Source organism: Streptomyces sp. YPW6 (assembly GCF_018866325.1).
Taxonomy (GTDB): Bacteria; Actinomycetota; Actinomycetes; order Streptomycetales; family Streptomycetaceae; genus Streptomyces.
Genome location: NZ_CP076457.1, coordinates 7,044,847 through 7,058,998 on the forward strand (window position 1 = coordinate 7,044,847; position 14,152 = coordinate 7,058,998).

A 14,152-nucleotide genomic window follows, 5' to 3' on the forward strand; every position below is an offset into this window, starting at 1 on the left:
GCACCAGGCCGCTGCATTCGGGGCGGCACATGCTCCGATGAACGCCGGGTGAATGTCTCGCGCGGATTACGCGGAGCGGCCAACTTCCATGACGGACAACCCGCATACCGGATTCGCAGTCCGGCCCGCGGCACGGCCGGTGGCCGCAGGCAGTAGTCTGCATTCACGGAACGCGCCCTGTCCACGCGGGAGGGGCCCTCACCGCTGTGCGGGCCCCCATTCCCTGCCGGGCCCCGGCTTCACGGCCGCGCGGACTTTCCGTACTGTTCGCACATTCCCTCTGCCCGGGGAAGTCCTCTGTCAAAGCCTGCACGGAAGACGAGAGTTCTGCTGATGACCGACAGTGCGGTGGCCGAAACGTGCCGCCTGACCGTACGTGCGCCGAGCGTCACCATCGATCTGGCCGTGCCCGCCGACGTACCGGTCGCCGATCTGCTCCCCACCCTCCTGCGGTACGTCGGTGAGGAGGCCGAGGAGGCCGGGCTCGACCACGCCGGCTGGGTGCTCCAGCGGCTCGGCGACGCCCCGCTCGACGAGGAGACCACGCTGGCCCGCGCCGGTCTCGCCGACGGCGCGGTCCTCCATCTGCGCCCGCACACGGAGGCCCTCCCCGAGGCGCGGCTCGACGACCTGGTCGACGGGATGGCCGAGACGGTCGGCCGCCGACTGCACACCTGGCACGCCGGGGCGGCCCGCGGCCTGCTGGTGGGCACCGCCGTCGCGACCGTGGCGACCGCCCTGGTGATGGTGTTCCGTCCCGGCGTCACCGACTCCGCCGCCACCCGGGCCGCCTGTGCGGCCGTGGCCGGGGTGCTGCTGCTCGCGGGCGCCGGCTCCGCCAGCCGCGCGGTCGGCGACCGCCTCTCCGCCACCGCCCTCGGCCTGCTGGTCGCCCCGTGCTTCGCCCTGGTCGGCTGGGTGCTGCCCGGCGGCGACCTGAGCGGCCCCGACGCGTCACAGGTGGCGGGCGCGCGGCTGCTGGCGGCCGGCGCCGCGGCGGCGGGCGGAGCGGTCCTCGCGCTGGCCGCGACCGCCGTCGGCGCCCCCGCCTTGCTGGCCACCGCCGTGGTCGCCGTGGCCACGGCGGTCTCCGGGGCCCTGATGGGCTACACGAACCTGGACGCGGCGGCCTCGGTGGCGCTGGTGGCCACGTTCGTCGCGCTCGCCGCCGGAGCCGTGGCGCCCTTCGCCTTCAAGCTGGCCGGAATGCGCATGCCCGCCCTGCCGTCCTCCGCCGGGCAGCTCCAGGAAGGCATCGACCCGTACGCGGGCGACGAGGTCGCCGAGCGCACCGAACTCGCCGGACGCTGGGTCACCGCGCTCTTCGCCGCCACCGGCACCGTCGTCGCGGCCGCCCTGGCCGTCCTCGCGCACACCCCGGACCTCCCCGAGACGCTCACCGCGCTCGCCCTGGCCCTGCTGCTGCTCCTGCACGCGCGGGGCCTCGTCCACATCGGCCAGCGGCTCACCCTCGCCGTGCCCGGCATCCTGGGGCTGCTGCTCCTCGCCCGTGCCTGGGCGGTGGACAGCGACGCCGACGGCCGCGTGGTCGTGTTCGCGGTGCTGCTCGCCGCCGCCGCAGCCCTGGTGACCGCGTCCTGGATCGTGCCCGGCCGCCGGGTGCTGCCGTACTGGGGGCGGGCGGCGGAGCTGGCCCACACCGGCTTCGCGGTCGCGCTGCTGCCGCTCGCCCTGTGGGTGGCCGGCCTCTTCGGCTGGCTGCGCGGCCTGTTCGGCTGAGCACCCGCGTACGCCGGTTGACCAGATACGAGTTGAGGAGAGGCTGTGCAGTCCAAGCGCGACCAGGTCCAGGCCCACGGATTCATGATGGGCAGGCTCAGCTCGGGCCTGCTGATGGCTGACCCGGACGCCCCCGAGAGCCCGCTGGGCCGCACCACCCGGGGCGTCGTCTTCGGCCTGCTGGTGACCGTCCTGATCGGCGCGGGCACCACCGTCTACGGGCTGCTGCGTCCCGGCGGCAACGACACCTGGCGCAAGGGCGAGCACCTGGTGGTCAACCGCGACACCGGCGCACGCTACCTGTGGACCGGTACCGACGGCGTCCTGCACCCCGTACGCAACTACGCCTCGGCCCGGCTGATCGGCGGGGCCGACCTCGAGGCCGTGGACGTCTCCACCGCCTCGCTGCGGGACGTCCCCGTGGGAACCCCGGCGGGCATCCCCGGAGCCCCGGACACCCTGCCGGCCCCGGACCGGCTCGACGCCGGCGCCTGGCACATGTGCGTGACCGGACCGGACGGCGCGCTGCCCAGCACCTCCGTCGGCGCCGTGGACGCCGGGGTGGACCGGCCCGGGGCCACCACCGTGGTCGCGGGGGCACCGCTGGAATCCCAGGACGTCGGCGCCGACCGCGGGGTGCTCGTACGAGGCCCGGACCGCACCGAGTACCTGGTGTGGCGGGGCAGCCGGCTCGCGCTGGACCGTGCGTCCGACGCCCGCAACGCCCTCGGCTACGGCTCCGAACGGGCCATGCCGGTCTCGGCGGCCTTCCTCGACGCACTCGCCCCGGGACCCGCCCTGAAGCCGCCGGAGGTCCCGGGACGCGGGGAGAAGGGCCCGGTCATCGGCGGCGAACCGAGCACGGTCGGGCAGCTCTTCGAGGTGAGCGTGCCCGGTGGCGGCAGCACGTACCACCTGCTGCGCGAGGACGGCCTCGTGCCGCTCTCCGGCCTGGAGGCCGCCCTCGTGCTGGGCGACCCGGCCACCCAGAAGGACGCCTACCAGGGGCGCTCGCCCGAGGCCCGCGCGGTCGGCGCCGAAGCGCTCCGCACCCACCGGGCGGAGAAGACGGCCGCCGCCGGCCCCGCGGGCGCGGAGCTGCCCCGTACGCCGCCCGCCCCGCACCCCGCACCGCGCGGCACCGCGCTCTGCGCCCAGGTCGACGGCGGCGACGGCGGGGCCCGGATCCGGTCGGTGCTGGTCCCGCTGACCGCACTCGCCCCCGTCGCCGTCTCGCAGGGGACCGCCCAGCCCGTGGAGGCGGCCTGCGTCCGGACCGACGCCACCGTCGTACGCCCGGGGCGCGGAGCCCTGGTCCGGGCCCTGCACGCGAGCGGCGCCGCCCACGCCGGAACCACCTATCTGGTCGCCGACAACGGTGTGAAGTACCGGTTCCCGGCGAAGGGATCCCTGACGGCCCTCGGGTACGCGGAAGGGGACATCGGCTCCGTCCCCGCACCTCTGCTCGCCGCACTGCCGACCGGCGCGGACCTCGACCCGGCCGCCGCCACCGGTGCCGCGGAGCCCCGGGTCACCGCCCCCGCGTGCAGGGCTTCCGCCAAGGACGAAGCAGGCGACTCCCGGCCATGATCCAGACCAAAACCCCCATAGGGTGGCGAAGAAAGGGAAAGGGGTGCGGAAGCGGAACTTCTCCCACCACCCGGCGTCGGCCGAAGCCGCCGGGGTGTGGACCGCAGCGGACCGGAAACCTCAGAAAAAGCTCAGAAATTGTGCGCCCGGGGTGCCGTGGAATCCCGCGAAAGAGGCGCACCCCAACACGGGAAGCGGGCCGCCTCGATGACCGTTCGGAATCTCCCGCTGCCCGTTTCCCGTCCGCATCGGCCGGTACGGGCAAACGGCGGGTGATCCGCGTTCATTCCGTGGAAACCTTCGGACAACTCCGTTGGCACACAGGGAATCTGACCCGGCGGACTATGCTCAAATCTTCCCGGCACGCGTTGCGGCGGACGGCAATTTCTCTTTAGCCTCGGCGGGCAACGGTGCGACGAGAAGTCACTCAACGAAGGGAGCGCGACATGGCGGACAGCGGCCAGAGGCGGGCGGACTATGCCAAGGGCCTGGGAGGTGTCTCCTCGCTGGAGTCGGCCCGGGCATCGGTCGAGAAGATCCAGAACAACGTCGCCGAGATCGCCGCGCGTTCGGGCGTCGGAGGCGACGAGGGCCAGGCCCTGCTGAAGCTGTTCCGCAGCTGGAACGGCGAGGCGCAGAAGGTCGTCGTGCAGATCAGCAAGATGGTCGACGCGCTCCAGGAGAACGTCACGTCGGCGAACCGGCTGGCGAAGGAGAACCAGGACCTCACCGAGGTGCTCAACAGCAAGACCAGCCAGGGCGTCTTCGAGGCGCTGCGCTGACCCGTCCCCCGGCGGAGCCGGCCCCCCGCGCGGCGGGCCGGAACCAGTGAGCGTCCCCGGGCCCGACGGCCCGGCCACCCGAGAGGAGATGCCATGGCCGACGGCATCATCGATGTGCAGTACTCCACGGTCCGCAACGCGATCGAGGAGCTGAAGCAGCAGACCCAGCAGATCATCACCACCCTCAACAACCTGGAGGACGAGCTCAAGCCGCTCGTCACCTCCTGGGAGGGTGACGACCAGGCGATGTACCGCGGCGTCCAGGCCGAGTGGGACCAGGCGACCAAGAACATGGCCCTGCTCCTCGGCGACAGCGGCGAACTGGTCCAGAGCATCCACGACAACCACTCCCGCGACGAGCGCCGCAGCGCCGACAACTGGGGCAGCGTGCGGGCCCGTTAGCCCTCCGTCCGGGGTCCGCCTCCCCGCCGCGCGCGACGGAGGCGGACCCCGGCTTCCCGCAGTTCCGTTCCGGTGACCCCGTCCGGGCCCGACCGCAGGAGGACGCCCCATGGCCGGTGAGCAGGCAGACGTCAAGCATTTCGACCTCAAGCAGATGGAGAACTTCCGCGACAACGAGGTGCATCCGGTCTACACCAAGGCCAAGAAGCACAAGGAGGACGGTGAGGGGGAGGGCGACGGCCGCATCCGGCCCCTCGGTGAGCTGATCGGCGGGTTCACCACGCCCGACAACCTCGACCAGGACGCGCAGCTGCTGCGCCTCGGGCTGATCGCCAAGGACAAGCTGATCTCCGGCCCGACGCTGGTCGAGAGCGTGAAGGCCGCGGCGACGTCCCTCGACAAGCTGCTCGGTGATCAGATGGAGCTCTTCAAGGAGCTCAAGGAAGCCCTCACCGACACCATCGAAGAGGCGAACAAGACCAAGAACAAGAACCTGGACGCGATAGACGCCCAGACGCTGCTCCAGACCTTCGAAGAGGTCGACACGCTGACCAGCGGTTCCTCGGGCACGGAAGAGAAGTAGCTCCCCCGGGGACCGGGGCGGGCGGCGAGAGACGAGAAAGGGCGCGCGGTGGCCGACCGTTACGACGCATCATCCGTGGAGAACATCGCCGCGTACGAGAACGAGAACGCGGCATCCACCGACAACTGGGCCGACCTCGTCAAGCACATCACCGGCTACCCCGTGCCCAAGCGCAGCGAGATCTTCGACACGCTCCGCTCCGACCACGGCGGCAAGCTCTTCCGCATGGACATCAAGGAGCGCAGCCTCGGCCTCCTCGTCAAGGACTCCGGCTTCCTGCAGAACAAGGGCGAGGACTACGACATCTGGTTCTTCGACAGCGGCAAGAAGCGCTCCATCCTGCAGGCCAGGATCGTCTTCGAAGGCCGCGTGAAGTCGGGCGACGAGATCATCTTCGCCGGCACCGACTCCACCGACGTCGAGAACGTGTCCGTCCGCGAGGGCAACGAGTTCACCGACTACAACAAGGACTCGTTCAGCACCATCCCGCTGGCCCGCTACATGAACGGGCCGCGCGCGGCGCTGCTGGCCCTGCTCAAGGGCAACAGCGGCGACGGCCGCTTCAGCGGCCTGGTCGCCCAGGAGTCCGACATCGTCGACCTGAACACCTTCGACAAGACCGGCCACTCCTTCGACTACGCGGCCAAGTTCTTCAAGGACCACGCACCGCTGCTGAAGGACTGGGAGGACCGCTTCGGCCGGGACGACGCGAGCTGGAAGGGTGAGGCCGCGGAGGTCTTCCGCAGCCTCATCGGCAAGATCCGTGAGAACTACGACAGTTACGTGGCGACCTTCAACGAGACGGCGGGCAGCGGGGACGCCACCGGCACCGGCAGCACCGTCTACTCCCGGGCGCTCTCGCTCGGCCGCTCCCATCTGGAGCAGGCCGCCCGGGACCTGCTCGGCCACTGGCTGACCTGGGCCCGGTCCGACTACTACGATCCGCACCGGGTGCTGCGCTACGTCCTGGACGACCTCGCCCAGTGGGTCGACCGGGAGAACGTCGCCAGGACCGACATCACGTCGTACACCACCCGCTACTCCACGACCGTCAGCCACAGCCCCCAGACCGACTTCACCCAGGTGCACCCCGAGTACGGAGACCTCACCGACATCGCCAACTGGGCGAAGGTCGGCGACAAGGCGGTGGACATCTGGAGCCGCGCCGTCGACGACATGCTCGTGGAGCCCGCCCGCGAGGTGCAGTCGAGGCTCAACAACCAGTTCCTGACGCTCTCCAAGGACTTCTCCGAGAACCTGCCCGAGCCCAAGTCGACCAGCACGGCGAGCGAGGAGTACGAGAAGGAGAAGCTGGAGGAGGAGAGGGAGCGGATCAACGAGGAGAACGAGGAGAACCGCCGCTACCAGGACGAGCTGCGCGAGGAGCAGCGTGAGCAGCGGGAGGAGGACAAGAGACTCCGGGAGGAGCTGCGCAGGGAGCAGGAGGAGCAGCGCGAGGAGGACCGGAAGTACCAGGAGGAGCTGCGCGAGGAGCAGCGTGAGCAGCGGGAGGAGGACAAGAGGCTCCAGGAGGAGCTGCGCAGGGAGCAGGAGGAGCAGCGTGAGGAGGACCGGAAGTACCAGGAGGAGCTGCGCGAGGAGCAGCGGCGGGAGCAGGAGGAGGCCGAGCGGGAGGCCGAGGAACAGGCCAGGCAGATGGAGGAGAGCCTCGGCAACATCAACGGGCCGGGCGGCGGGGGTGAGAACCTCGGCGACCTCGGCGATCTGCTCAACCTCAAACAGGACGTCCCGGTGACCGAGAGCCTGGGCGACCTCGGCGACGTCAACGACCCCGGCGGTGCCGGAAACCCCGGCGGCTCGAACACCCCCGGCCTCGACGACGTGAACAACGCGATCACCGAGAACCTCGGCGACCTGGGCGATGTGAACAACCCCGGGGGCGGCCCGGTCCCGGTGGGCTCGAACCTCGGCAACCTCGGCCAGGTCAACGGCGGCCCCGGCTCCACGCGGAACCCGGACGACGCCGCCAACCGGGCGATCACCGAGAACCTCGGCAGCATCGGCGGCCTCAACAACGGCGCGGGCGGCTCTCTGGAGACACCGACCGGCGGCCGGACCCAGCTCGACGGCAGCCGGCTCACCACCGGCTTCCCGGACGGCAGCAGCACGTCCTTCGACCCGGACAGCGGGCTGCTCACCACCACGCACCCGGACGGCAGTGTCACCACGCAGGATCTGGGCGACGGCGTCCGCGTCACCAACCCGGACGGTTCGGTCACCTCCCTCGGCGACGACGGCAAGCTGACGACGACGTTCCCCGACGGAACGACGCAGGTGGTGGACCCGAAGACGGGCCAGGCCACCTCCACCGACCCCGACGGCACCGTCACCACGGAGAACCTCGGCAGTCTGGAGGGCCTGAACGACCGCAACGGAATCGGGGACCTGGGCGACATCAACGCCGACCTGCCGACCGAGTCCCCCGGTGACCTCGGCGACCGGGAGACCATCAACGACCTGGGCGACCTCGGGAACCTCAACACCGGCGACACGGGCCTGAAGTCCTCGACCGGCAGTCTCACCGGGCTGGAGAACGGCGACTTCGCCACCACGTTCCCGGACGGCGGCAAGACCGTCTTCGACCCGGACACCGGGCAGCTCACCAGCATCGCCCCGGACGGCTCGGAGGTCACCACCGACCTCACCCACGGCGCCGAGGTGACCAACCCGGACGGTTCCGTCTCCTCGCTGGACAACGGCCGCTTCCTGAACTCCTTCCCGGACGGGTCCAGCCACTCCATCGACCCGGACACCGGCATCGCCACCGTCACCGACCCGCAGGGCAGGACCGAGACGGTCACCCTCGACGAGCTCGACTCGCGCGGGAGCGACGACAACCGGCCGGACTTCCTGGACGACCTGAGGGACCTCGGCCAGGACCGCGACCTCGGCAACCTCGGTGACCTCAACGGGGACCGGGGCCTGGACGGCGTGAACGAGAACCGGGATCTCGATCTCGACGGGCTCAAGGACCTCGCCGGCGGCAGCGGCGGCGGTGGAGGCGACGGGACCACCACCCGGGACGTCCCCCTCTCGGAACTGGGTCTGAGCGCCCGGGCGGGAGCGGGCGGTTCCGGCGGAGAGCTCCCCGGAACCGACCTCCCGGCGTCGCAGACGCTCGGCCAGGTCGCCCCGCTCTCCGACAGCGCCACGAACAACGCGACGCCCCCCGGCACCGGCGGCGGCCCGGGCGCCCCCGGCGCCCCGGGCACGCCCGGCACCCCCGGCATGCCGATGGGCGGCGGCATGGGCGGCATGGGCGCGGGCGGCGAGAAGGGCAACGGAGAGCGCGTGCGCGCGGTCCTGGTCGACGCGGCGGAGGAGAGCGAACGCCGCAACCGCCGCAGGCGCAGCCCCTGGAACCGCCAGGAGGACAGCGACACCTTCCTCACCCCGGCCTCCCGGGTGGCCACCACCGGCGGCGACTCCCCTCAGGAGGAGCAGGAGCAGGGGCGCAGGCCCATGACGTCCGCCGACTACCTGGAGGAGGACGCGGACGTCTGGGGCACCGAGGAGGGCGGCACCCCGGCCGTGATCGGCAGATGACGTCCGGCCGGTCACGACGGACGGGGCCGGAGATCCGGTCCCCACGAGGAGAACGTACGGTCATGCGTACGGCCGACGAGAAGACCACCAGGACGGAACGAGGGACGCGCGCGTGACGGAACCACTGGAGAAGCGCCTGGAGAAGGCCATGGCCGAACTGCAGGCCGCCCAGGAGGCGGTGGCGCGCACCGAGCGCGAACTGCGCTCGGCGTCCTTCTCCGTGCTCTCCTCCGACCGGGCCGTACGGGCCACCGCGGGCCCGCAGGGCGAGCTGACCGGGATCGAGTTCCTGGAGAACAAGTACCGCGACATGTCCCCGCAGGAGCTGGCCGCCAGCGTCCTGGAAGCGTCGAGCGCGGCCCGGCTGAAGATGAACCGCCATGTGATGAAGGCGATGGCCCCCTTCACGGAACCCAGCGCCGACGTGCCGGAGTTGAAAGGGTTCGAGCTGGACTGGGAGCGCATCTTCGGCCCCGAGGTCCTGCGGGACGGCGGCGAGGACACCTCGCGCGGCGGCCCGGCGGCCCCCGGCTGGCGGGACGCGCTCGGCGACGAGGGAGAGGACTGACCGGGATGGGACAGCGCTACTACGTCGACCCGGAGCGCATCGAGGCCCTGGCGCGGCAGTTGGAGGAGATCGGGACGCTCACCCGGACCATGACCGAGGAGTTCCTCGACGAACTGGCGCCCACGGTCGGCTGGCCCGGCACCAACAGTGAGTTCTCCGAGAAGGCCAGGCCGCAGGAGCAGAAGGAGCGGCAGACCACGAAGGACACCATGCTCTCCATCCGGGACGCGCTGGTGGGCATCACGGACGCCACGGTCGGCAACGTCCGGATGATGAAGGACACCCGCGACCGCAACCTCGACGAGATCGAGCACGGCAACAGCCGCCTCGAAGCCGATGGATTCGACGGCCCGGGCGGGCATGGCCGGCGCTGACCTCCGCACCGCGGGCCGCTCCCGTACCCGACCGGGAGCGGCCGCCGAGTCCTGCCCGCACGGACCCCGGGGCGGCCGTCGGTGAGCATCCAGGTATCGCCCGAGGTCAACGCCATGATCTTCATCCTCACCGGGGAGAAGCTCATGGACGCCGACGAGGACCTCGCCTTCGAGAGCCGCCGGCCCTACTCCGGCCTCGGGCGCAAGCTGGAGCGGCTGTCCTCGCTCATCGACAAGTCGATCCACGACATCGGTGCGTCCATGCCGGACGAGCTCGCCTCGTCGTACGCCAAGGCGATGGGCATGCTCATCGACGACGACGGCAAGAACTACCTGCGCGAGTTCTCCGGACAGCTCGACAGGATCGCCGAGGGCCGCCGCAAGACCTCCATGGACATCATGGAATCGAAGTGGCAGGTCATCGCCGAGGTCATCCGGCTGCTCATCGAGATCGCCATCTACCTGGCCATGTCCTTCTTCACCGGGGGCGCCTCGGCCAGCCAGATCATGATGGCCAAGCTGCGCAGCCGGTTCTTCATCCTCACCACCCTCAGCCACCTCCTCCAGCGACTGCATCTGGCGCCCTCCCTGACCGAGGCGTTCGCCGAGGCCTTCACCACCTTCGCGGTCCGGCTCGCGATGATGAACTTCGCCCCGGACGGCCGCCGCCCCGACTCCATCGACTGGGGCGACATCGGCAAGGCCGCCGCGTTCGGCGCGGCGGCGGGGCTCTTCACCAGCGTCTTCGAGAAGTTCGCCAAGGACATCGTCCGCAGCTTCGACGGCAACTTCCTCAAGGGAGGCCCTGACCTCGACTTCAAGAACCCCAACGGGCGGGACACCCCGAACGTCGACATCAGGACCAACGGCCCGACCCCCAGCCCCAAGCCCGATCCCGGCCTTCCCGATCCCCCGAAGGACCGCCCCGACCCGGACCCGTACGGCAACGGCCCCACCCCCTCGCCCAGTCCGGTCCCCGTCACCTTCCGGGACGGCCCGCTCTCCTTCCGGAATAATCCCGAACTGTGGCGCAACAGCCAGATCCTGCGCCTGAACCTCGACCGGCCCGGGGCGCTGGCCGCACACTACGGCCTGAAGGGGACGGCGGACTTCATCGCCGCAGGCGCGGGCGAGGTCGTCGCGGAAATCCTGATCAAGGGGGCCTTCGAAGGCGACTGGTCCTCCAGCTGGACCACCTTCCTCGGCGCGGGCATCAGCAGCCGGGTCGAGTCCTCGCTCATGAGCACCGCACTGAACAGCAGTGCCGAACTCCGCCACGCCATCGACAAGCTGCGCAACCAGCCGCCACCGACCGTTTCCGGCGGCAGCGGCTCGGAACCGGGCGGCTCCGACCGTGCGGAGGGCCCCTCCCGCACGGACACCACCGGCGGCGACGGCCCCGGACCCGCTCTCTCCTCACCACCGCCGGCCGTTCAGCAGACCACGAGCGAAGGCGGCTTCGCCGGCAGCCCGTCACCGCCGCCGTACGTGTCGCAGGACGCCCCGCCGCCCTACGTCCCGGCCGACCCGCCGCCGTACACGCCCGGCCCCCTGCCGGTGACGGCCGCCGAGAACGCGCTGTGGCAGCAGGTCCACCAGGGCCCCGCCGAGGTCCGGGAGCAGGCGCTGCGGGACCTCGCCGCCCTCCGGGGCGCCCAGCCGCCGGGTCCCGCCGAGATCGGCGTACGCGACGCGGTGCACGCGGGGCTGTCGCAGTCGCCCGAGGTACGGGTGGTGCCCGGCGGGAACAGCCCGGCCGGCCAGGTGGACACCGACGAGGTGCGGCGGGCCCTGGAGAGCTTCGGCACGCCGGTGACGGTGGACGCACCGGTCGTGGGGGAGGGGCCGAGGGTCGCGCCCGGCCCCCGGACCGGCACGTCCGGCGGGGCGGAGAGCCCGGAACGCTCGCCGGAGCCCAGTGCCACCGGGACTGATACCGGTATGCCCGGTGAAGGGGAGCGTCCGGGGGCGCCGCCCGCACTCGGCGCCGGTGCGCCGCCGCTGACCGTCGTCGTCTCCGAGGGGCCGCCGCCGCTCGCCGCATCGCCGGAAGCGGCCGAGCTGCTGGACGGCGCCGGGGTGGACCGGGCCGTGGTGCTCGGCCCCCCGACCGGCTCCGACATGCCAGGTCAGCCGGTACGCGAGGCGGTCGAGCTGACCCGGGAGGGCCCCGGCGCGCCGGTGGAGGCCCGCCCGCTCGCCGGGCCGGGGCCGCCGGGACGCCCAACGGCGGCGCGAACACGGCGTTCCCGGGCGCGAACGTGCTGCTGCCGCTCGCCGACGCCCTGGGCGTGCCGCCCGCCACGGCCACCGCTCCACCGCCCGTCGCCCCGCCCGCCGCTCCACCGCCCGTCGCCCCGCCCACCGCTCCGTCCGCAGCGTCGGCCAACCCGGGCCCCGCGTCTTCGCCCTCGCCGCAGCGTTCCCCCGCGCAGGGCGGCCCGACCGGCGACACCGGCACCGCCGAGGCCCCGCCGGGTGAGCGGACCCCGGGGACGCAGGAGACGCCGGAGACGTCCACCGAGCCCGGTCCGGCCGACTCCGACACCGCGGCCACGCCTCCCCGCACCGAGTCCGGGCAGCACGACATCGACCCGTCCACCGTGAAGGTCGTGTCGGGCGGGCCGCCTCCCTCCACCGGCGATCCGGCGGTCCCGGACGCCAAGCCGACGTCGATCTCCACCACCAGCTCCCCGCACGGCCCGGACGTCAAGGCTCCGCTCGACCCCGCCGCCGCCCCCGGGGCCGCCCCGGACATCAGGCCGACCGTCACCGCGGCCTCCCCGGCCCCCTTGCCCACCCCCACCGGGACACCGGCCGCCTCCAAGCTCGCCGCCGACGCCCGCCCCTGGACCGAGGAGGCCACCGGCCTGCACCTGGAGTCGGGCCGCGGAGACACGGACACGACGCCCCCGCCCGGACAGATCACCGTCCGCCCCGCGGACCCGGCACAGGACCGACCCCGGCAGACGCTCCGGGACTTCCTGCCCGAGGACCGGTGGTGGACCTTCTACATCGACCCCAAGAACCACCAGGCGGCGCTCGAAGCCTTCCCGGACGACCCCGGTTCCTACTACGACCACGACCGTTCGCCGGGGTTCCAGCAGGGCATGGTGTCGGCGTACCGGGAGTTCCTCGGCGACCCCGGCACCGTCGCCACACCCATGGATTCGACCTCGTACCGGACCATGCACGGGCTGGCCACCGGCCACCTCGGCCGCACGATCGGCTGGTCCGGCGGCGGTGCCACGCAGTTCCCGCTGCGAGGGGAGACGCTCGCCGACGACATCTTCGACGAGCGCATCGGCGACCAGCTGCTGGTCTACGACACGACCAGCCGCGACTGGTCCACGCCCCTGCCCAAGCCCCGGCCGGTCACCATCCTGACCCGGTTCATGCACAACAACCCGTCACTGGCGACCAACTACGGCAAGAACGCGGCACCCGGCCTCGTCGACACGCTGTTCCGGCAGCACTACGTCCGGGTGTCCGATCCCGACGCCGACGACACGGCCAAGCTCGCCTCGATCGTCCGCACCATCCGGGCGCTGCACGTCGTCCACCCGTTCCAGGACGGCAACCTCCGGTCCAACGTGCAGATCCTGCTGCCGAAACTGCTGCTGGAGCAGGGCCTGCGCCCCGTCGTGCCCGACACCATGTACAGCCTGTTCCAGGGCGGCCACTCCGTACCGCAGATGGTCGACTCCCTGATCCGCAACGGCGCGCTGGACACCGGAAGGCCGCGCCCGCCGCAGGGCGAGACCGCCGCCGACGTGAACCTGGAGTCGCGGCGGGACAGCGTCATGGACACGGGTGACGCCCCGGTCCGACGGCGACGGCAGCGACTCCGACCACGCTCGACCGGAAGACGGTGCCCTTCAGCGAGATCCGGCGCTTCGTGCCGCAGACCGCGGCAGCTCCGCAACCCGGCGTGGCCGTACGGACGGTGACCATCTCGCAGAGCCCGGCCGAGGACGGTACGGCGCGCAGCGCGGGCCGTGAGGCGCTGCTCGGCCAGGACAGCTTCCGCGGGGTGCGCACCACCTCGGCCGGGCCCCCGCCGCCCGGGACCCCGGAGGCGCCGCCCGCTCCCCGGACCGTCTTCACCGGCCCGCCCGCCGCGCTCCCCGGCTCCGGCACCGAGCGGGGCGCCGACTACTTCGTGGGCCACGGCACGCCCCGTACCGTCACCCTCGGCACGGACAACGCCGCCCATCCCACCGTCAAGGTCAGCGGCGTACAGCTCGGCGAGCTCCTCAAGTCCTGGGCGCAGGAAGGGGACCAGGGCCGCCCGCTGGTGCTGTTCTCGTGCGAGACCGGGCAGCAGCCGAAGATCGCGGGACTGCCGGTCGCCCAGCACGTGGCGAACCGGACCGGACGCCCGGTGTACGCGCCGACCACCGAGGCGGGTACCGCGAAGGACCGGGACGGCAACGTCCGCGCGGTTCTCGGCGAGGGTCCCGACGGGCCCGGCCGGTGGCGGCTGTTCACCCCGGAGCCCACCGGGGCGGACCTGGACGGCCTGGCGCGGGACGCCGGACTGCAC

The 14,152-nt window shown here is 72.2% G+C and carries 10 protein-coding genes; all 10 read left to right on the top strand.

Going from position 1 to position 14,152, the window contains the following annotated elements:
• The first annotated feature begins 333 nt into the window (after positions 1-333).
• The 10 genes from eccD (at position 334) to KME66_RS30930 (ending at position 13,556) form a co-directional block, all read left to right on the top strand.
• Entirely contained in the window at positions 334-1,740 is a 1,407-nt protein-coding gene (eccD, locus tag KME66_RS30885) for a type VII secretion integral membrane protein EccD (RefSeq protein ID WP_216328207.1), read from the top strand.
• A 45-nt stretch (positions 1,741-1,785) separates the two neighbouring features.
• Positions 1,786-3,330: a type VII secretion protein EccB gene (eccB, locus tag KME66_RS30890; RefSeq protein WP_216328209.1), complete on the top strand. Its 1,545-nt coding sequence runs from the start codon at positions 1,786-1,788 to the stop codon at positions 3,328-3,330.
• 446 nt (positions 3,331-3,776) lie between these two features.
• Positions 3,777-4,112 (top strand): hypothetical protein, encoded by a 336-nt coding sequence (locus tag KME66_RS30895; protein ID WP_073224866.1) that lies wholly within the window; start codon positions 3,777-3,779, stop codon positions 4,110-4,112.
• 93 nt (positions 4,113-4,205) lie between these two features.
• A complete protein-coding gene (locus tag KME66_RS30900; protein ID WP_030081478.1) occupies positions 4,206-4,514 on the top strand; it encodes a WXG100 family type VII secretion target in 309 nt (102 codons plus the stop codon).
• Positions 4,515-4,623: 109 nt separating this feature from the next.
• Positions 4,624-5,097 carry a type VII secretion system-associated protein gene (locus KME66_RS30905; RefSeq protein ID WP_216328211.1) on the top strand — a complete coding sequence of 158 codons (474 nt, stop codon included), beginning with the start codon at positions 4,624-4,626 and terminating at the stop codon, positions 5,095-5,097.
• A gap of 48 nt (positions 5,098-5,145) precedes the next feature.
• A complete protein-coding gene (locus tag KME66_RS30910) occupies positions 5,146-8,664 on the top strand; it encodes an AAWKG family protein (RefSeq protein WP_216328214.1) in 3,519 nt (1,172 codons plus the stop codon).
• A 112-nt stretch (positions 8,665-8,776) separates the two neighbouring features.
• A complete protein-coding gene (locus tag KME66_RS30915; RefSeq protein ID WP_073224872.1) occupies positions 8,777-9,232 on the top strand; it encodes a YbaB/EbfC family nucleoid-associated protein in 456 nt (151 codons plus the stop codon).
• A 5-nt stretch (positions 9,233-9,237) separates the two neighbouring features.
• Positions 9,238-9,606 (top strand): hypothetical protein, encoded by a 369-nt coding sequence (locus KME66_RS30920; RefSeq protein ID WP_216328216.1) that lies wholly within the window; start codon positions 9,238-9,240, stop codon positions 9,604-9,606.
• Positions 9,607-9,687: 81 nt separating this feature from the next.
• The gene (locus KME66_RS30925) at positions 9,688-12,213 is read left to right on the top strand and encodes a hypothetical protein (protein WP_253208521.1); all 2,526 of its coding nucleotides are present in this window, start codon (positions 9,688-9,690) and stop codon (positions 12,211-12,213) included.
• Positions 12,210-13,556, top strand: a complete 1,347-nt coding sequence (locus tag KME66_RS30930; RefSeq protein ID WP_216329834.1) for a hypothetical protein — start codon at positions 12,210-12,212, stop codon at positions 13,554-13,556. The genes KME66_RS30925 and KME66_RS30930 overlap by 4 nt, the downstream gene beginning before the upstream one ends.
• Positions 13,557-14,152 lie beyond the last annotated feature (596 nt).